Annotated in this window: 16 protein-coding genes, 1 tRNA gene and 2 pseudogenes; 5 read left to right on the top strand and 14 right to left on the bottom strand. The window is 60.7% G+C overall.

The genetic code is table 11. From position 1 onward, the window contains the following. Positions 1–6: 6 nt before the first annotated feature. The 3 genes from ACFQJB_RS03605 to ACFQJB_RS03595 form a co-directional block, all read right to left on the bottom strand. Positions 7–414, bottom strand: coding sequence for a DUF7475 family protein (locus ACFQJB_RS03605; RefSeq protein ID WP_379724060.1), 408 nt, complete (start codon positions 412–414; stop codon positions 7–9). A gap of 128 nt (positions 415–542) precedes the next feature. Beyond that, a complete protein-coding gene (locus ACFQJB_RS03600; RefSeq protein ID WP_379724057.1) occupies positions 543–1,949 on the bottom strand; it encodes an NCS2 family permease in 1,407 nt (468 codons plus the stop codon). Positions 1,950–2,098: 149 nt separating this feature from the next. Then, positions 2,099–2,812, bottom strand: a complete 714-nt coding sequence (locus ACFQJB_RS03595) for a phosphoribosyltransferase family protein (protein ID WP_120100451.1) — start codon at positions 2,810–2,812, stop codon at positions 2,099–2,101. A gap of 237 nt (positions 2,813–3,049) precedes the next feature. Between ACFQJB_RS03595 and dpsA the strand changes: the two genes are divergently transcribed. Next, complete coding sequence (gene dpsA, locus ACFQJB_RS03590; protein ID WP_379724054.1) at positions 3,050–3,595, top strand: DNA starvation/stationary phase protection protein DpsA; 546 nt, start codon at positions 3,050–3,052, stop codon at positions 3,593–3,595. A gap of 178 nt (positions 3,596–3,773) precedes the next feature. On the opposite strand, the gene ACFQJB_RS03585 is transcribed toward dpsA, so the two are convergent. From ACFQJB_RS03585 to ACFQJB_RS03575, 3 genes and pseudogenes are all read right to left on the bottom strand, one after another. Then, the gene (locus tag ACFQJB_RS03585) at positions 3,774–3,938 is read right to left on the bottom strand and encodes a hypothetical protein (RefSeq protein ID WP_165853216.1); all 165 of its coding nucleotides are present in this window, start codon (positions 3,936–3,938) and stop codon (positions 3,774–3,776) included. A 104-nt stretch (positions 3,939–4,042) separates the two neighbouring features. Further along, positions 4,043–4,342, bottom strand: a complete 300-nt coding sequence (locus ACFQJB_RS03580; RefSeq protein WP_379724051.1) for an ATP-binding protein — start codon at positions 4,340–4,342, stop codon at positions 4,043–4,045. 485 nt (positions 4,343–4,827) lie between these two features. After that, positions 4,828–6,069: pseudogene (locus ACFQJB_RS03575) on the bottom strand (histidine kinase N-terminal 7TM domain-containing protein); the annotation flags it as partial. A 295-nt stretch (positions 6,070–6,364) separates the two neighbouring features. Between ACFQJB_RS03575 and ACFQJB_RS03570 the strand changes: the two are divergent. Then, a complete protein-coding gene (locus ACFQJB_RS03570) occupies positions 6,365–6,715 on the top strand; it encodes a DUF7547 family protein (RefSeq protein WP_379724048.1) in 351 nt (116 codons plus the stop codon). Between the two features lie 437 nt (positions 6,716–7,152). Here ACFQJB_RS03570 and ACFQJB_RS03565 read toward each other — a convergent pair whose 3' ends face one another. After that, entirely contained in the window at positions 7,153–7,560 is a 408-nt protein-coding gene (locus ACFQJB_RS03565; RefSeq protein WP_379724045.1) for an OB-fold domain-containing protein, read from the bottom strand. Further along, on the bottom strand, positions 7,557–8,711 hold the full coding sequence (locus tag ACFQJB_RS03560; protein WP_379724042.1) for a thiolase C-terminal domain-containing protein: 1,155 nt from the start codon (positions 8,709–8,711) through the stop codon (positions 7,557–7,559). Before ACFQJB_RS03560 ends, ACFQJB_RS03565 begins: the two co-directional genes overlap by 4 nt. Positions 8,712–8,798: 87 nt before the next feature. Between ACFQJB_RS03560 and ACFQJB_RS03555 the strand changes: the two genes are divergently transcribed. After that, positions 8,799–9,212 (top strand): DUF7548 family protein, encoded by a 414-nt coding sequence (locus ACFQJB_RS03555; protein ID WP_379724039.1) that lies wholly within the window; start codon positions 8,799–8,801, stop codon positions 9,210–9,212. 26 nt (positions 9,213–9,238) lie between these two features. Here ACFQJB_RS03555 and ACFQJB_RS03550 read toward each other — a convergent pair whose 3' ends face one another. Continuing rightward, positions 9,239–10,201, bottom strand: coding sequence for an NADPH:quinone reductase (locus ACFQJB_RS03550; RefSeq protein ID WP_379724037.1), 963 nt, complete (start codon positions 10,199–10,201; stop codon positions 9,239–9,241). A gap of 63 nt (positions 10,202–10,264) precedes the next feature. Then, positions 10,265–12,193: a threonine--tRNA ligase gene (thrS, locus tag ACFQJB_RS03545; RefSeq protein WP_379724034.1), complete on the bottom strand. Its 1,929-nt coding sequence runs from the start codon at positions 12,191–12,193 to the stop codon at positions 10,265–10,267. Positions 12,194–12,921: 728 nt separating this feature from the next. Here thrS and lpdA point away from each other — a divergent pair. Next, positions 12,922–14,334 carry a dihydrolipoyl dehydrogenase gene (gene lpdA / locus ACFQJB_RS03540; RefSeq protein WP_379724031.1) on the top strand — a complete coding sequence of 471 codons (1,413 nt, stop codon included), beginning with the start codon at positions 12,922–12,924 and terminating at the stop codon, positions 14,332–14,334. A gap of 392 nt (positions 14,335–14,726) precedes the next feature. Continuing rightward, complete coding sequence (locus tag ACFQJB_RS03535) at positions 14,727–14,945, top strand: TrmB family transcriptional regulator (protein WP_120100475.1); 219 nt, start codon at positions 14,727–14,729, stop codon at positions 14,943–14,945. Positions 14,946–15,032: 87 nt separating this feature from the next. On the opposite strand, the gene ACFQJB_RS03530 is transcribed toward ACFQJB_RS03535, so the two are convergent. From ACFQJB_RS03530 to ACFQJB_RS03515, 4 genes and pseudogenes are all read right to left on the bottom strand, one after another. Continuing rightward, positions 15,033–16,313: a hypothetical protein gene (locus ACFQJB_RS03530; protein WP_379724028.1), complete on the bottom strand. Its 1,281-nt coding sequence runs from the start codon at positions 16,311–16,313 to the stop codon at positions 15,033–15,035. Positions 16,314–16,401: 88 nt separating this feature from the next. After that, positions 16,402–16,475 (bottom strand) — tRNA-Pro (locus ACFQJB_RS03525). A gap of 45 nt (positions 16,476–16,520) precedes the next feature. After that, complete coding sequence (locus ACFQJB_RS03520) at positions 16,521–17,756, bottom strand: MBL fold metallo-hydrolase (RefSeq protein ID WP_379724025.1); 1,236 nt, start codon at positions 17,754–17,756, stop codon at positions 16,521–16,523. Positions 17,757–17,807: 51 nt separating this feature from the next. Continuing rightward, a pseudogene (locus tag ACFQJB_RS03515) lies at positions 17,808–18,099 on the bottom strand (hypothetical protein). Between the last annotated feature and the right edge of the window lie 45 nt (positions 18,100–18,144).

The raw sequence follows: 18,144 nt of genomic DNA, 5'->3' as shown, positions 1-18,144 counted from the left end.
CCGCAGTCAGGCGTCAGCTTGGCTGTACAACACGAGCGCGCTGCCCGCAAGTACCGCCTCGGCGACCTTGCTGATCACAGCAATCGGGTTGAGGCTTCCGCCCATGTAGAACGCCTCGACGCTCCAGCCCTGAAACGCAAACAGCGCGAGGATCGTGATGATCGAATACGCCGCGGCGACAAGGAACAGTGAGCGCCGCCAGTAGCGGGTGAGGTAGACCCCGATCCCACCCAGAAAGCCCAGCCCGTTGAGCGCGAACAAGATCGCAAGCGTCTGGCTGAACTGGATGGCTCTGGTGACAGCCAGCAGGTGAAGGACGCCGGTGATGATGGCAGCGATGATAGCGACGTACCCAAGTGTGTTGGTAGGCCACTGAATTCCTGTAGGAATCGACGTTGCAGCGGTGTTTGACATACGTGTGGCAATGAAGCAATCGCGCAAAAGCGGTCTGGTGCAGTCCTGCAACGCGTCGCACGCTTCTAACGGGGCAGATCACCGTCTCAGCACGGGATCACAAGGAGACCAAAAGAAAGCAGCCCCGGCTACAGCAGCATCCCGCTGGTCTGAATATAGAAGTAGACGATCAGTACCGCTGCCAAGAGCCACTGTCCAAGCCGGATATCATCGGCTTCACCCGAGGCGGCCTTCACCAGCGGGTAGCTGATGATTCCGGCGGCCAGTCCGTCGGCGATCGAGTACGTCAGCGGCATGATCGTGATCGTCAGGGCCGCCGAGATCGACCACGCCGGATCGCGCCAGTCGATGTCGATAACGCCCTCAAACATGATGATGCCGACGATCACCAGCGCGATAAACGAGGCGTAACTCGGGATCGCCGAGGCGATAGCAACAAACGGGATCATCAACAGAAAGAGCCCGGCGACGACAAGCGTGGTCAATCCCGTGCGGCCGCCGGCTTCGACACCGGTCGAGGACTCGATGTAGGTCGTCACCGTCGAGGTGCCGAGCATCGCGCCGACGGTTGTGCCGACGGCGTCGGCCATCAGCGGCTTGTCCATCTCCGGGAGTTCGCCGTTTTCATCGAGGAAGTCGCCGAATTGAGCGATCCCGATCAACGTCCCGGCGGTGTCGAAGAAATCCACGAAAAAGAACGTCAACACAACGAAGCCGAAGGTGAGTGGTTCGACCGCCGAGAGCCCGTCGATGAACGCGCCGGCCAGCGGTGTGATGTCGTACTGAATCCCCGTAATCACGCCGAGGACGCCCTGCTGTTCGACCGCCGACAGCACCGATTCGTCGACAAGCACGCCGCGGTCAACGACGCCGCCGAGGGTGAGTGCCCAGCCGGCGATCGCGGTCGTGAGGATGCCGATGATGATCGAGCCGGTTACCCCGCGAGCCCAGAGCAGCAACGTCAGCACAACGCCCGACAACCCGAGGATGGCCACCGGGTTCGAGCCGACCGAGCCGAGCGTCACCAGCGTCGCATCATCGTTGACGATCACCTGAAACTCCTGTAAGCCGATAAACAGCAGAAAGACACCGATCCCCGCACCGACAGCGAACTTGACGGGCTCGGGGAAGAGGTTGATAATGTATTCTCGTGCGCCGATGGCCGTCAACACGATGAAGATGATCCCTTCAACAAAGACGGCGGCGAGCGCCGTCTGCCACGGGATACCTAAGCCGAGAACGACGGTAAACGCAAAGAAGGCGTTCAGCCCCAATCCCGGCGCAAGGCCGAAGGGCCGATTGGCGTACAGTGCCATCACCAGCATCGCGGCCACCGAGGCAAGGATCGTTGTGATGGCGATCATCTGGAAGACCTCTGGGTCGCTGTACCCCTCGATGCTGATCGCGTTCGACAACACCGTCGGGTTGACGACGATGATGTAAGCCATCGCGAGGAACGTTGTCGCGCCGGCGATCACCTCTGAGTTGACATCGGTGTCGTGATCGTCGAGGTCGAAAAACGAGTTAAGTCCCATTTGTGGTATGTAGCGGTTGCTTGCGACACTGACTTAAAAATTCGCATAATTGTGTGGTGAACTACTAGATCGCTGTCGAATATCGATGAAGGATCGTGATATCCTGTGAAACGAACTATCGAGCAGGCGACTGATCGCCGACCCACAATCTACTCAACGGTCGTCAACGCCGCCACCGGCGCGTCAGTGCGCTCGCGGGCGCGGGCCAGCCCCTCGTCGCCGACAGCGATCAACGTGAAGACACCGACGACATCGGCGTCAGCCTGGGCGGCGATATCCAACAGCAACTCCTGGGTTTCCCCCGAGCGGATCAGATCGTCGACGATGAGCACCGATTCACCCGCAGCGAGTCCGGCAGCCGGCAGATAGTAGGTGAGTTCGATCCCCGAGGAGAGTCGCTGGCGGGCTTCGATAAACTCCTCGACGGCGGTCTCCTTGGATTTCTTGGCGTAAGCCAGCCGAGCATCGAAGTATGATGCCATCGCCGCTCCAAGGGTGATGCCGTCGGTCGCGGCGGTCAGCACCACATCCGGCCGCTCGAAGCCAACGCTGGTGGCAGCGACCGGCGCGACGCGGTCGAGAAACGACTGATCGAAGACGACCGCCGAGTTGTCGACGTACCCCTCGTCGTCGACGCTAACCCGAGAGCGGAGTTCCCGTGCGACGGCCTCCCGGCCGATCTCGCCGACGATCGCTTCGGCGCGGTCGACCCCGGGGAGGACGTGGCCGTTGACGTATCGGTTGAGATCGCCTTCCGGCAGTCCAGTTTCCGCAGAAAGCTCCGCGTAGGTGCGATCGGTTTTCAACATCCGCAGGACAGCAACGGCCTGTAGCTGGAGGGCTGCCTTCTCAGCACGGTTCATACCACCGTTTCGAGATTGTGTAAGTATGAATACATCGGTACGGGAACAGCGACACGTATCCAGTGAAGTGGATACCAACAGGGCATTCTGGAGCGGACGAGGGATCGAGAACACCGACTTCACGACTGTCTGTGCTGTTAGAGTTCGCTACTTTTGCAAACAATAGTTTTTGAAATCGAAAAACGTATTTCTATATCCCAAATAGTTAAGTGGGTGGCAGCCGAACAAATAGTTGCTATGAGTACCCAACAGACAGTTCGCCAGCAGTACGACGAGATCGAAGAATCGGAGGCCCTCGGTCTCGACGCCGACAAAGCCGAGCAGATCGTCGACGCGCTGAACACGGATCTCGCCAACGCCTACGTGCTGTATCACCAACTCCATAAACACCACTGGAACGTCGAGGGTGCGGAGTTCCGTGACATCCACGTGTTCCTCCAAGAAGCCTACGAGAATATGGAAGCCGGTGCGGACATGATCGCCGAACGCGCCCAGGCCATCGGCGGTGTCCCGATCGCCGGCCCGGCCAACCAAGAGGAACACGCCACCATCGAGTTCGAAGGTGAGGATGTCCACGATATCCGTACCTCCCTGCAGAACGATATGGAGGCGTACGCCACCATCATCGAGGGGATGCGCGACCACATCCAACTGGCGGCGAACCTCGGCGATCCGACGACCGAACACATCCTCAAGGAGATCCTCGTCGGCATCGAGGAAGACGCCCACCACATCGAACACTACCTCGAAGACGACACGCTCGTCGACTCGGCGAGCAACTAACGACCACCGCGGCCACTCGTTTTTCCCCGAACGCACAGCAACCACAGTCACAACGAAGGCGGACGCGACACACAGTCACGACTACCCGAAAACGCTCAGTCACAACAACCATCCAGTCACGACAACTGCCTACCAGGTCACAAGCTCGCCATACGCACTGACAACAGAAACAGACAGATTATCGCGGGATAGAGACGCTGTAGTCGGTGGCGATCCAGCCGTCAGCGTTGCCATCCTCGGTAAACACAGTTCGCTCAGGCGTCGCGTTACAGACCGTCACACGCGGCGTGTCAGCGGCCGCGTCAGGGTCAGTTTCCGGCCCGGTCGTGTCGGTGGTTTCCATACACCGTCTTAGGTAGGCCTAAAGGCATATACGTTTTGGTCGGCCTAACATCCCGCCAGCGAACAGCGATCGACAGCAGCGCCAGCGCACGATTGATCAATCCGCTATGCTGGTGCCGATGGAACCGGGAGTCGAATCTCGATCGTCGTTCCCTGCTGTGATTTTGGAACGGTGATCTCGCCGTCGAGGGTCGTTATGATCCAGTAGGTAAGCCACAGACCAAGCCCCTGGCCGTGAACGAGCGGATCCTCTTTCCCATCAGCCAACACCTGCCGTTCATCCTCCGGCAGCCCTGGGCCATCATCGTTGATCGTGATCCGAAGTTGGTCGTCGGTTTCATCGACAGCAGGTGGATCGCCGGTTGTTCGCCACCGTGGACAGCGGCGTTTTCGAGCAGTTCCCACAGCGGTGTCTCGATCCGTGGCAACGTTGTTGCGATCGCAGACGCTGGGATCTCGGTCGTCACCGACGCCTCGGGATACCGGGTGGTGAGTTGGTCGATCGCCTGCTCTAAGATCGGTGCAAGATCGACCGTTTCCAACTCCGGAGACAGTTCACGGTTGGCCTCAATACGGCGTGCGGACTCAGTAAGATCGAGCAGTCGGTCGGCGGTCTCGACGATCTGTTCGGCCTTCGATGCGTCGTCGCCGTCCAACTCCGTCGCCAACAACTCGGCGTAGCCGTTGATCACGGTGAGCTTGTTGCGGACGTTGTGTCGCAACACGCGGTTAATGACACTGATGAGCCCCTCCCGTTGGCGACGATCACTGGCATCTCGAACCATCACCTGGGCACCGACGATATGTTCCGGCGTTCGCGATTCCGGATCGATACCAGCCTCATAGATTGGGACGGCTCGGATATCAACATACACCGTCCGACCGGAATGCGTTGCGATCGGCAGATCACGCACCTGGATTGATTCGCCGTTTGTGACCTCTGTGAAGTAGTCCTCAGCTAATTCGATCGTCTCATCATCAGTCCCGAGTATCGACATCGGCTCGCCGGTGAGCTCAGCAGGCTCGTATCCAAGAAAGTCCTCGACCGAGGGAGAGACAAATTTGAATCGACCAGCAAGATCGATCCGAAACACGAACGCAAAGCTGGCGGCGATGACCGCCCGATACAACTCGGTTCGTTCATCGAGTTCGCGCTCTCGTTCGATGAGCGTACGTCGCTGTCGTTCGAGATCCGTGACATCAGTGAGGGCTAAGACCTCAACTGCCGAATCGCCGAGAGTCATCGATCGCGGGGAAACAAGATAGTATTCCGTCCCCTCACTGCTGTCACGGGCAACGATCTGTTCGTCGTCGCTTTCGCGGGTGGCGGCGACCAACGGAAGCACGTCGGCAAGTGATTCGCCGGTCGAATCCGCTAGTTCGGGAAAGGCGGCTTCGGCAGCCGGCGAGTAGTCCTGAATCCGGTCGCGGGTATCAAGGATGATCGCCGCCTCATCGCCTTGGGCGGTTGTCCGAACAGCCAAGAACTGCTCGCCAAAGATGAACAGCGTGCCGATCGCGAAGGCGGCAACGCCGATCGGGGCATAGATGAAGTTGATCAACTGCGGGGTCGCAATCGCAACGAGATCAAGCGTGACAGGAAGAGCGAGCAGCCCCGTCAAGACCCCCAGCGGTTTGGTGTCGTACCCTGACTCGACATACAGTTCGAAGATCATGAACAGGCCGACGGCGGCAAGCACATACGCCAGGCTTGTTGAGATCCAGTGGACGATCCCGTGATCGATCGCCAGATAGCGGAACGGCGTTGTCACCGGCGTCGTCGTAAAGTAGAGGCCGTGAAGCGGGTTCGTGAGCTTGATCGAGACGATCGTAAGGAAGACAGCCATACCAAGCCGGCGGAGTATCGTATTTTTGTGGAGCGACCGACCGGTGTAGGCGGACGCAAAGTATAGCCACGCCCAGACGGTCGCAAACCCTGAGATGAGGCCGACAATGTAGGTTGCCTCTCGAAGGGGCGCGGGAACAACAAAAAACGCCGTTTTGAGGATCGCCCAGATACCGGTCGTCGCAAGCAAGCCGACCAGCCCATACCGCATCTCAGCATCGTTGAAGCTGCGGGCGCGCGGAATCGAGGCAAAACAGGCGAGCCCGCTGAGGAAAAACAGCCCCATGTAGGCAACGCCGGCGGAAGTCGTCCACGGTGCGGCCATTAATACACCACTAATACGTGTCCGAGAAGGATAAAAACCGGGTCAACGCACCGGAGCGCGACAGTGGCTCGGCGTCGTTCGAACTACCCAAAACTGCTGTATGAGATGGCTATAGTCAGCGATAGCCAGCCGGTCTGAGAATTGTCAACGGCGGCCGAGTGATTCATAGCTGACCAGACAACTTTTGTGAAGCAGATTGCCCACCCCCGAGAGAGGGTGCCACAGTCTTAACAGACCTGCGACCCAACAGGATGTTATGAGTCCACCCGCAGACAGCCCATCTGATCCGCCGGATCGCGATGAGTTGGCGGCCCAGCTTGACGACCTCGAGGCGACGCTCACAGACCTCCGAGGTGAGCTTCGCGACCAAGGTCGCCGCGGGCCACCACAGCCCCCACAACTGAGCGAGTTGCTTCGGTTTACCGAGCAGTATACCATCCCGACACTGATTGCGATCCTTGAGGCGACGATCCGCTCACTTGAGTTGCTGCGGCGGACGCTCCGGTTGGCCGATCCCGAACGCGCTGCCCGCGAGGAGGGGCTGCCGCTCGGGGCCGACTTGACGAGGTTGGCAGCGAGGCCGGACGACAGCTTGCCGACGCGTTGACGGAACTTCGCACCGCGCTGTCCGAAGCCGACCTCCCCGAGAACGCCGAGTCTCGCGATCTCATTACTGATGCCCGCGAGCTGACCGGCGAGATCGAACGCCGGCTCAGAGACGCCGAGCAAACCGTCAGCGATCACCGCGACAAGCAGCGACAGGATGGCCACCGCCAGCCGACCACCGACAGCGATACCGCCGGCGGTGGTGGTGTCCTCATCGACGTGAGTGACGATGGCGCGGCCGCAACACGAGAGGAAGACAAGAGCGACGACGCGGACAGCCAACAGCCCACCAGCGACGACGGCCCTGAGGTGGATGTCGACGCCGAACTCGAATCGATCAAAGACGAACTCGATGAGGCCGAACAGGCGATCGACGACGCGGAGCGTGATGAGAAGCCGGACAGCTCGACGGAAGACGACGACACCGACGCGACCTGGTTACTCGACCGGGCGGAACCGATAGCCGTCCCACGACTGGCTTTCGGGTTCCCGTATTCCGGCGTCGGGATCGCGGAGCTCCGGAGCGTAGACCGGTTCAACGGTGTCGCCGATCTCGACATCGCCGTCCGTCAGCTGACCGATCGCCCGCACCGATTCGCCGTCGACGTGGAACTCGACGATAGCGAGGTGGTTCGGCTCGCGGACGCCCGGTGGTGTCGCCGTCGAGGTTGTCCACGTCACGACGGTTGCATGGTAGTCGCTGAGGTCGACCATCTCGACCGGCTCTTGGCCATCGGGGCCAAGCGGATGCGCCGGATAGAGGATCGACCCGTCGGGGTAGCGGGCGGCTTCCATCGGCGGCTGCTCGTCGCTCTCGGCGTCGTGGGTATCCTGGTGCTCGCTCATTGGCCTGCCTCCATGATCGTCGTAATCACACAGTTGCCAAAGCCACCGACGTTGCAGGCAAGCCCAGTCTCGGCCTCGACCTGTCGCGACCCGGCGGTGCCGGTGAGTTGTTTGTAGATCTCATATACTTGGGCGACACCGCTGGCACCGAGGGGATGGCCCTTCGATTTCAGGCCGCCGGAGGTGTTGATCGGGAGTTCGCCGTCGCGGTCGGTGACACCCTCCTCGACGGCTTTCCAGCCCTCGCCCTGCTCGAAAAAGCCGAGCCCCTCCGATTGGAGGAATTCGAGAATCGTGAACATGTCGTGGAGTTCGGCCACATCGATATCGTCGGGGCTGAGGCCGGCCTGCTCGTAGGCGATCGCACTTGAGTCGACGACGCCGTTCATTACTGTTGGATCCTCACGCTCGTGGACAACGTGGGTGTCGGTCGCGCCGCCGATGCCGGAGATCACCGCGTAGTCATCGGCGTACTCGCTGGCGACCGACTCGGGACACAGCAAGAGGGCGGCTGAGCCGTCGGTAATGGGGCAGAAATCGTAGAGTCGCAGCGGGTCGGCGACGATCGGCGATTCCATGACGGTCTCAAGATCGACCTCCTTCTGGAACTGGGCGTGTGGGTTGTCGACGCCGTTTTTGTGATTTTTGACGGCGACCTTGGCGAGACTTTCGCGTGGGGCGTCGTACTCGTGGAGGTATCGCCGGGCGGTCAGCCCAGCAAAGGAGGGCAGGGTGACGCCGTGTTTGTACTCCGTGGGGTGGGTCAGCGAGGCGATCACGTCGGTCGCCTCGGCGGTCGTGCGGTGGGTCATCTTCTCGCCGCCGATGAGGAGGGTGAGATCGCTGGCACCGGACGCAACGGACTGCCACGCGCTGTAGACGCCCGCGCCGCCGGAGGAGCTTGTCTGGTCGATTCTGGCGGTGTACGCGGGGAGTGCGTCAAGGTCGTGGGCGACGGCGTTGGCGATGCCGGTCTGGCCCTCGAACTCACCGCTGGCCATATTCGATACGTAGAGATGCTCAAGGTCGTCGCCGTCGATTTCAGCGTTGGCCAAGCAGTCCTGGCCGGCTTCCGCGAGTAGCTCGCGGATCCAGCCCTCGCGTTGGCCAAACTGGGTCATCGACGCGCCGACGATCGCAACGCGATCCATACCACGTCTCTCACGGCGGGGTAGTTACCGATTTCCCTTCCAACCCATCTCGGGCGATTTAACAGGACGGGCGGCCGAGACGGTGGTATGGAGCCGGATCGCATGCTGCCGTATCTCGGAGCCGTGGCGTCACTCGTCTTTACCGTGGTCGCCGCCGCGCCGTATGTGCTTATCACCGGACAGACGGAGCTGTTGGGTGCCTACTATGGGGCTGGCCCGTTCGGTCTCACCGGCGGGATCTTTCTGGCCATCCTGGGGGTTGTGATCTTCCTCTCAGGTGTCCGTGGGCAGGCTGATCCGACGCTTGTCGCCGGGATCATGCTCGCGGTTGGGCTGGCTATCTTTGGGCTGACAGCTGCCTGGACGCTGCTGCTTCCGTCGGGGGTTATCTACAGCTTCCCGACACAGTACGACTGGCTGGAATTCCATCCCTGGGCAACCCTCGTTGCCAGCGGGCTCATCGGCGGGGCCGCGGCGGGATACGCGTTCGTCGTCAACTGAGTTTGGTACTATAGCCGCCCGCCCGTTCAGGGGGTGATAACGAGTTTGCCGAGGAAGCTCTCCGCCAGCACCGCACGCTGAGCCTCGGCTGCGCCGTCAAGGTCGTACTGCTGAGCGATCTCAATATCCAGCTCACCTGACGCCAGCAGTCGCGCTACGTTCCGGAGCGGGTCTCGCAGATCGGGCGTGTTGAACATGCTCATCAGCGTCAGCTGCAGATCCTTCCCACGGACGGCTGAAGACTGGCTGAAGCCGACCGACTGCTCCTTTTCGCCGATTCCGACAACCCGACAGCCGGTAGCGGCCACGTCGGCATCGAACTGGAGGTACTCGTGCATGCGGTGATCGAGAACCACGTCGACACCGCCGTCGCTGGCATCGAGGACTGCGTCGGCGAGATCATCACGGTGGTAGTCGAAGACGTGATCCGCGCCAAGATCGCCAAGCTCGTCGTGATACTGCGGGCTGGCGGTTGTGATCACCTGTGCGCCCGCGGCGGCCGCGATTTGGACGGCCGCGTGGCCGACGCCACCGGAGCCACCGTGAATTAGACACCAGTCGCCGAGTTGGAGATCAGCGTGGTCGATCAGTGCGCGCCATGCCGTGACGGCGGCGACGCCCGCCGCGCCGGCGGCAACGGTGTCGACGCCCTCAGGGAGGGTGACGACTCGGTCGTCGGGGATCGCGGTGTACTCGGCGTAGCCGCCGTAGTGATCCTTGCCGATGCCGGTGGCCATGACCGCGTCGCCCCCGCTGAAGCCGGTTACATCGTTGCCGACGGCAACAACCTCGCCGGCGGCGTCGATGCCGGGGATCATCGGCAGCGTGAACGGCTCGTAGGATCCCTCTCGAAAGTAGGTGTCGACGGGGTTGACCGCTGCACCGTCGACGGCGATCAGCACCTCGTCGGCCGCCGGTTCGGGGCGGTCGAGTTCGTCTACCTGGAGTACGTCGGTGCCACCGTGGCTATGGAATCTGACGGCGCGCATACCTTGGTTGAGGGGTGGGAGTCGAATAAACGCCGCGGCGCGGTTGGGTCGAACCGTAAGGGGTCAGTCGAGGAAGTCCGGTTCCTCGCGTTTCTCGTCGCGCTCGTCGCTGAGGTGGTCGATGAACGTCTCAAGCTCGATATCCTGCTGTTCGCGCTCCTTGCGATCCCGGACTGAGACAGTACCGGCCTCGGCCTCGTCGCTGCCGACGACGAGCATGTACGGCACCCGGTCGTCCTGTGCCTCGCGGATCTTCCGGCCGAGCGTCCAGGAGCGATCCTCGATGTCGACGCGGAAATCGGCGGCTTCGAGGTCGTTTTTCAGGCGGTGAGCGTAGCCGAGTTCGTCGTCGCTGATCGGCAGAATACGAACCTGTTCGGGTGCGAGCCACAGCGGGAACTTCCCGTCGTAATGCTCGATGAGCACCATGAAGAACCGCTCGAAACTGCCGTACAGCGCGCGGTGGATCATCACCGGGCGATGTTCTTCGTTGTCTTCGCCGGTGTAGGAGAGATCGAATCGCTCGGGCATGTTGAAATCGAGTTGGACGGTCGGCCCGTCCCACTTGCGACCCAGCGCGTCAGTGAAGGCGAAATCGATCTTCGGGCCGTAGAACGCGCCGTCGCCGGCCTCCAGTTCGTAGTCCATGTTCGCACTTTCGAGGACGCTTTCGAGTTGGGACTCGGCCTTTTCCCAGATCTCGTCGCCGCCGACTGATTTCTCTGGTCGCGTGGCGAGAGCGACCTCGTAGTCGAGGTCGAACGTCTCCAGCACGTCGTTGATCATCGCCATGATGTCGTTGACCTCCGATTCAATCTGTTCGGGCCGGACGAAGAGGTGGCCGTCGTCGATGGTGAACGCCCAGACGCGGGAGAGCCCCGAGAGTTCGCCGCGCTGCTCCTTACGATAGACTTTGCCGTTTTCGGCGTAGCGGACGGGCAGATCGCGGTATGACCAGGAGTTTTGCTCGAAGATTGTCGCGTGGCCGGGGCAGTTCATCGGCTTGAGGCCGTACTCCTCGTCGTTCACGTCGAGCAGGAACATGTCGTCGACGTAGTTGTCGTAATGCCCCGACTGCTTCCAGAGTTCCGTTCGGAAGAGGTGTGGCGTCTCGACGTACTCGTAGCCGTACTCCTCGTTCATCGACTCGCCGTAGTCCTCAAGCTCTTTGAGGATGGTTTTGCCGTTGGGGTGATACAGCGGCAGGCCAGGGCCGGTGACGGTCGGAATGGAGAATAAATCGAGTTCTTGACCGAGTTTGCGGTGGTCGCGCTCTTTGGCCTCCTCGCGCATCGTGAGGAAGTCTTCGAGATCGGATTCTTTCTCGAAAGCTGTGCCGTGAACGCGAGTCAGGGTGTCGTTTTCCTCGTCGCCGCGCCAATAGGACGACGAGATGTTGAGGAGTTTGAACGCGCCGATCTCGCCGGTCGACTCGACGTGGGGGCCCTGACAGAGATCCTCGAACTCGGCCTGCTCGTAGAAGGAAACCTCCGCCTCGTCGGCTTCCCGGCCGAGGATATCGAGCTTGTACTCGTTGTCGCCTTCGTACTTTGCGACGGCCTCGTCGCGGTCGTAGACGACGCGTTCGATATCGTAGTCGGCGTCGATGATCTCCTGCATCTCATCTTCGATCTCTCGGAGGTCATCCTCGTCGAGATCGACACCGGTGATATCGTAGTAGAAGCCCTCCTCAGTCCACGGGCCGATGGTGAGTTTGGCGTCGTCGTACAGTCGCAGCAGAGCCTGTGCAAAGACGTGAGCCGCCGAGTGTCGCAACACAGAGAGGTATTCGTCGCTTTGGTCGGTGACGATCTCGATCCGGTCGCCGTCGGAGACGGGCGTCGCTTTGTCGACTAATTCGCCTTCGATCTTGCCGGCAACGGTGTCGTCGCCGAGGCCGGGGCCGATCTCGTAGGCCACATCCTCCAACGTTGCCCCTTCGGGCACGCTCAGTTCGGAGCCGTCCGGCAGGACGACAGCGAGTTCGCTCATGAATTTGGGAAACCGACAGCCGCGGATAAGTGTTGTTGGATGCGGTTGTGGATATTAAGAGTTCCACAAAAGCTTCGCACCTATAATCGATACTGATAGTATTGGAAGTGAAATTAAACCAATTTCTGTTATTGTCGGCGGATAGGAGACAATTATTCTCTTAGACAACCATATAAAAGACAAAATAAACAGTAGAATTCCAATTAGCATCCCGAAAGTAACTATGATTTGAGTGGCTGGGTGAGAAGGGAAAAGAGTGTCAAATGCATCACCCCATGCATTAATGGCGATCTCTGAGGGGTCTGTTTTGTTGCCTCGTGATTGCTGAGTCTTTCTGCGGCTAATTTGCTTCTGCTCATCTACAATATCGCGTATTGTCCCGTGTAATGTGTAAAAAATAGCACCTGCAGGGATTGACACAAGAAACAGGATTAGGCCCAGAAACGAATCATGGAGTGTGAGATAATATGCCGTCACAGCGGATGGCCACAACCAAATCTCCTCTCGTCCTTGTGCGAAAGCACTTGGCCCAGGTACGTTCATAACAGTAGGATGAGGTAATATTCGGTCAAAAATGACAAAATAGTTTGGAGTACAAACGGCTATATTCTAAAATTGCGTTCTCGTTACCAAGCCTTCCATGACCAGTGAAATTCTGGTGAAAATACGACCTTCTGAGCGGTCGATCGTGACGAACTACTATTGTGATCCGAATCGTAGCATGACTAATGCCAACAATGACCGATCTCGCTGTCATCGGTGCCGGGCCGGGCGGCTACACCGCAGCCATCCGCGGCGCACAGAAGGGCCTCGATGTCGTCCTCGTCGAGCGCGAAACCGTCGGCGGCGTCTGTCTCAACCACGGCTGTATCCCCGCGAAAGCGTTGATCCACGCCGCCGGCTTCCAGAAGGATATCGACCACTGGAACGCCCTCGGCATCAAAACCGGCCCGGTCGATGTCGATTTCGACGCCATCCAAGACTGGAAGGACAGCGTGATCGACACACTCGATCAGCAAGTCCTCGATAGCCTCGATCACCACGGCGTCGAAGTGATCGAAGGCACCGCTCGGTTCGCGGACTCGAATACACTTCACGTCGACAATGATAGCGGCACCAGCGACGACGAGCCGCAACCGATCACCTTCGAGACGGCGATCATCGCTACCGGCTCCGATCCCATCGAGATCCCTGGCCTCGAATACGACCAGAAAGGCGTCATCTCCTCCCGAGAGATCCTGCAGGTCGACGAGGTGCCCGACGAGATCGTCGTCGTTGGCGGCGGCTACATCGGGATGGAAGCAGTGACGAAATTCTCGAAGTTCGGCGCGCGCGTCAAGATCGTCGAAGCCCTCGACCGCGTGCTCACCCAGTTCGAGCCCGAAATCGTCGATTCGATTCAGGAGACCAGCGAGATGTACGACGACGAGATCTACACCTCGACGCTGGCCCAGGGCGTTGAGTACGACGACGGCCGCCCCGTCCTCGTCGCCGAGCAGGACGACGAGGAAATCCGGCTCCCCGGCGATTACATCGTCGTCGCTGCCGGCCGGGAGCCAACCGCCGCATATGACCGTCTGGGGCTCGCTACCACCGATATCGAACACACTGACAACGGCGTCATCGATGTCGACGACCAGCTTCGGACGGCCGACGACAGCATCCTTGCGATCGGCGACGCCGCCGGCCCACCGTATCTGGCACACGTTGCCGCCCACGAAGGAAAAATCGCCGCCGCGGTGGCCGCTGGCGAGGAGCGCGCTGTCGACACCGAGTACATGCCGACAGTGATGTACACCGACCCGGAGGTCGCCACCGTCGGCCTGTCTGAGGCTGCGGCTACCGAGCAGTACGACGACGTGGTGGTCGGTCGGATGCCGATGGCAACCTCCGGTCGCGCGCTGACGACCGATAAAACGTCAGGGTATCTCAAGGTGATCGCCGACAGCGACGAACAACTGCTTGGTGTGCGGATCGTCGGGGCACGCGCCTCGGATACGATCGCCGAGGCGACGCTGGCCCTCGAACTGGAGGCCTCGCTTGGCGATATCGTGACCACAATGCACGCACATCCGACATTCCCGGAGACACTCGTCGAGGCCGCCGAAGCCGCCCGAGATGAAGCAATCCACGCATACTGAATGGCACACTGTTGGGCACACCACCTGCCGAGTGGATACGGTCACCGGTGTCGAGAACCCACGCTCGTAGCCAGCCCACGAGACAAAGCCCGTCGTCTCAGGAGAATCATATCCTCCGGTTGTTGTCGGTGATGGAAAACGTACTCGGAACCGGCTTACCTCAGTAATCACCAGCACCGAACCGCCGAAAAACACGTCGTATGTGAGCATCCCACACGAATACGTCGACAGTCGAAACAGGCGGCCGATACCGGCTGCAGCATCAGTCATGATTGATCACATCGAACCGGGGAGACCAGCTCAGACCCCGAAAAACAGGCGTTTGTCTCGTTTGTGTGGGTTCGACGAACGACGTAGCCTACATTTATTATTGTCGAAGCCAAGGGTAAGATATGATCGCAGAGACGGCGTCGCAGATCGCACTTCCGGGCGAACTCGAATCACCCCGGGCAAAGCTCGTGTATCTGTTCCTGTCGATGAACGGCACCGTGACAATCAACGAACTGCAGAATGGCCTCGATATGAAGAAGATCTCCTTGTACAGCGTCCTCAAATGTCTTGAGAAGCAGAACCTGATCTCGAAAAACGGCGACAGCTACGCGTTGGCATAGGTCGTCAATCGTCGTCGAACTGGCTCGAACAATTCTCGGCAGCTACATAGATTTTCTTACCGTTGATACACGCCGTAATACCCACACTTAGCCCTGCCAGACTCGCACGTGGTCGGCGGTTCCAGCCCCGACAGCAGCACGGCCCTCGGTGAGTGAGACACCGGTCAGATTCGTCGTCAGCGGGCCATCGAGATCGAACGACCATGCCGGCGTAGTCCCGTCGTCAGTTCGCCGGAGTGCATCGATCGTCCAACGATCGGTCGTCGGCACAAGTAGTTCGGGCTGGCCGTCGCCGTCGAGATCGCCAGCCAGGCCGCCATCGAGATTCCGTGAGCCATAGGTGTGACTCGAATACCCCTCACGCGTGGCGACGACTGAAAGTTCGTCGTCGCGGAGGCGGTAGAACTCGACGGTTCGGTCGACGTGTGGTTTTCTGACGACAGCGAGTTCGCGGGTTCCGTCCGGGGTGAACGATGCAACACAGAGCTGGTGTCGCCAGCCGGAGCCATAGATCGGCCCTGTTGCCACCTCGGATCCACCGGTATCATACACCCGAATCCGCGCACCATCGGTCGAATCAGCGACGGTTGTGACAAGCTCCGTTTCACCGTCGCCATCGAGGTCAGCCACCAGCGGTGACACCCCCTCGAAAACGGTCGGCGCGTCGAGTTCGACAGTTGTTATGACGCCCTCGGCGGCAGTATCGATAACCGCCAGACTGCCAGCCTCGGTTTGATCGCCGAGCGCGCCGTGGCGGTATCGATCCGTCTTCGCCCCGTAGACCGCCAGCCGGCTGTCGTCGACGGCGACAAGCCGGGCGTCAACCGGTGCGGCCACGGCCAGTCGCGTCGGTGACGCATCGCGCCAGAGCACAACGTCGCCGTTGGCAGCGACATAACAGAGCCCGCCATCGATGGGAACTGGATGGGTGTGGTCGGCACAGTCCGCCGGTCGGGTGATGAGTTCGGGCGGCCCAGTCGTACGGTAGCCAACTGGTGGGAGTTGAATGGTACCGTGGTCGACCACCAGTTCGCTGTCGCCGCCACTGAGACGGTGAGTTGTGGCGACACCGTCGGACGTGACGATCGTCCAATAGCTATCGGTTTTACCGGTAGCGAGTAGCCATGCCGGGCGGCCGTCGACATCGATTTCCACCGGAGACGCGTCAGCGACGTTGCCGGTTCCGGCGAGGAGGCGGTTCCCGCTGGCCTGTAGGTGGGTGTAGGCCGCTGTCGCCGTCGCCGGGCGCGCCGGTGGCGAGCCTGACGGCCCTGATGGAGCGGCTGACTCATCGGTTCCGAGACAGCCGGCTGTGGCTGTCGCTGCCGAGCCGAGTACGCCCAGTAGCCGGCGACGTGAGAGCGGCATTGCTGGCTGTTGGTGTAGTAGTCCGAAAAAGCCGTGCCGATTGCTTACCAGCAGCGCAACGACGACTCACTTCGTTCGCAGAATTGAATGGGCTCGCCCGGATTCGAACCGGGGTCACGGGCACCCAAGGCCCGAAGTATGGCCAAGCTAACCCACGAGCCCGCAGCCTACGATACCGGGGACGTGGTGTAAAGCGTTTCGTTTGGCTTACCCCACAGTGCAGTCATCGCCGACGCCGGGCGCGCTGGCGTCAACCCCCTCGTCACGCAGTTCAGCAGCGAATCCCTCACAGTTGTCGCCGTGGTTGACGAGCACCGTCGCCTCCTCGTAGGCATCGAGAAATGATCGCAACCCATCGCGGTCGGCGTGAGCAGAGAAATCAAAGAGTGCAGTTTGGGCAGCGACCGGCCGAACCCCGCCGTTGAGCTCACATCGGCCCGTCTCAAGCAGTTCTCGCCCGGGCGTCCCCTCGACCTGATAGCCGGTCAGCGAGATCCGGTTGGTCGGGTCAGTTCTAATCTCGGGGATATAGGTCATCGCCGGCCCGCCGGCAAGCATCCCACTGGTGGTGACGATAACGGTATTTTGAGCGGCGATCCGTTTTCGTTGGCCGTCCCGGCCGGTGACTGTGCGCGCGTGGCGGGCGGCGCGATCGAGGGCGTCTGCATCGCGCAGAAAATCAGGGTACCCTCGAAGCATGTCAAGTACCTCGACGCCCATCCCGTCGACGTAGCAGTCGATATCGTGGGCGGCACAGACCATGAGCATCTCCTGTGTGCGCCCAATCCCGAAAGCCGGAACGACGACGGTGCCACCCTCCCACAGCGTCGTCCGCGTCGTCTCTGCGAAGCGGGCTTCGACCGACTCGCGGTTCTCGTGGGACACGTCTGCGTAGGTTGATTCACAGATAACGACATCCGCCGCGGGCCGCGCTGTCGACCCCGACAACAACCTGGTGTCGTCGGTGTGAAAATCCGCGGTGTACAGCAGCCGTGTGTCGCCGTCGTCGACGAGAACGTGCGCGCTGCCGGGGATGTGGCCGGCGTCGTAGAGGGTGATCTCGTGGCCTGCCGCCTCGAAGGACTCGCGGTAGCCGTGTCGACACTCGACTTCCCCGAGGCGGGCGACGTGAGTCTGCGTAAAGGGACACTGCATGGTGCCGCCATGGAGTTTCAGCGTATCGCGGGCAAGAATCCGGGTCAGTGCCGCGGTCGGCGGCGTCCAGTGGATCTCGGGGCGGCGGTCACCCGAGAGCAGCGTCGGCACCGCACCGGCGTGATCGAGATGGCCGTGGGAGACAACAACGGCTTCGGGCTCAACGTCGCCAACAGGGTACTGCATCGGCGTTGCTGTCTGAACCCCGTAATCAAGCAGCAGGCGGTCGTTGACGAGGATTGCACTGCGGCCAACCTCGCCGGCCCCGCCGAGAAACTGCACGTCCATTAGCAACTGATCGTCGCTGGCGACGCTTTCATCCGTCGATCCGGGGTCGCGTTAGGTGTCGAGTGCTGGATCGCCTGCTTTCGCTTGGACGGTGAACTGTTGGTAGCCGCCGTAGGCGAGTTCGAGCGCGCCAAGCCACCAGTTCCAGCGGTCGACGAGATCCGCGCCGTCGGGAGCGTCCTGCAGATTATCGACGATATCGTCGACGCTGAGGGCAACCCCGGTCGGCTTCGGGCTTGCCGACAGCGGCAAGATCGGTCGCCTGGCGGATGACGACGCGGCGGTCGGCCGCTGGGCTATCGAAGGCCGCTCGCAGGGCGTCGTCGAGATGAGTCGCGTCCACAGTTGGTCAACGGGCGCAGTGCATATGAGTCCAGCGGCCGCCCCG

The sequence above is a fragment of the Halonotius sp. GCM10025705 genome, from assembly GCF_042662885.1.
Classification (GTDB): Archaea; Halobacteriota; Halobacteria; order Halobacteriales; family Haloferacaceae; genus Halonotius; species Halonotius aquaticus.
Note: the sequence above shows the minus strand (reverse complement) of the source record. Positions and strands in the feature narration are given on the sequence as shown.

Coding starts and splice junctions, on each gene's coding strand:
- ACFQJB_RS03605 (WP_379724060.1), bottom strand. CDS start 414: ATGTCAAACACCGCTGCAACGTCGATTCCTACAGGAATTCAGTGGCCT.
- ACFQJB_RS03600 (WP_379724057.1), bottom strand. CDS start 1,949: ATGGGACTTAACTCGTTTTTCGACCTCGACGATCACGACACCGATGTC.
- ACFQJB_RS03595 (WP_120100451.1), bottom strand. CDS start 2,812: ATGAACCGTGCTGAGAAGGCAGCCCTCCAGCTACAGGCCGTTGCTGTC.
- dpsA (WP_379724054.1), top strand. CDS start 3,050: ATGAGTACCCAACAGACAGTTCGCCAGCAGTACGACGAGATCGAAGAA.
- ACFQJB_RS03585 (WP_165853216.1), bottom strand. CDS start 3,938: ATGGAAACCACCGACACGACCGGGCCGGAAACTGACCCTGACGCGGCC.
- ACFQJB_RS03570 (WP_379724048.1), top strand. CDS start 6,365: ATGAGTCCACCCGCAGACAGCCCATCTGATCCGCCGGATCGCGATGAG.
- ACFQJB_RS03565 (WP_379724045.1), bottom strand. CDS start 7,560: ATGAGCGAGCACCAGGATACCCACGACGCCGAGAGCGACGAGCAGCCG.
- ACFQJB_RS03560 (WP_379724042.1), bottom strand. CDS start 8,711: ATGGATCGCGTTGCGATCGTCGGCGCGTCGATGACCCAGTTTGGCCAA.
- ACFQJB_RS03555 (WP_379724039.1), top strand. CDS start 8,799: ATGGAGCCGGATCGCATGCTGCCGTATCTCGGAGCCGTGGCGTCACTC.
- ACFQJB_RS03550 (WP_379724037.1), bottom strand. CDS start 10,201: ATGCGCGCCGTCAGATTCCATAGCCACGGTGGCACCGACGTACTCCAG.
- thrS (WP_379724034.1), bottom strand. CDS start 12,193: ATGAGCGAACTCGCTGTCGTCCTGCCGGACGGCTCCGAACTGAGCGTG.
- lpdA (WP_379724031.1), top strand. CDS start 12,922: ATGCCAACAATGACCGATCTCGCTGTCATCGGTGCCGGGCCGGGCGGC.
- ACFQJB_RS03535 (WP_120100475.1), top strand. CDS start 14,727: ATGATCGCAGAGACGGCGTCGCAGATCGCACTTCCGGGCGAACTCGAA.
- ACFQJB_RS03530 (WP_379724028.1), bottom strand. CDS start 16,313: ATGCCGCTCTCACGTCGCCGGCTACTGGGCGTACTCGGCTCGGCAGCG.
- ACFQJB_RS03520 (WP_379724025.1), bottom strand. CDS start 17,756: ATGGACGTGCAGTTTCTCGGCGGGGCCGGCGAGGTTGGCCGCAGTGCA.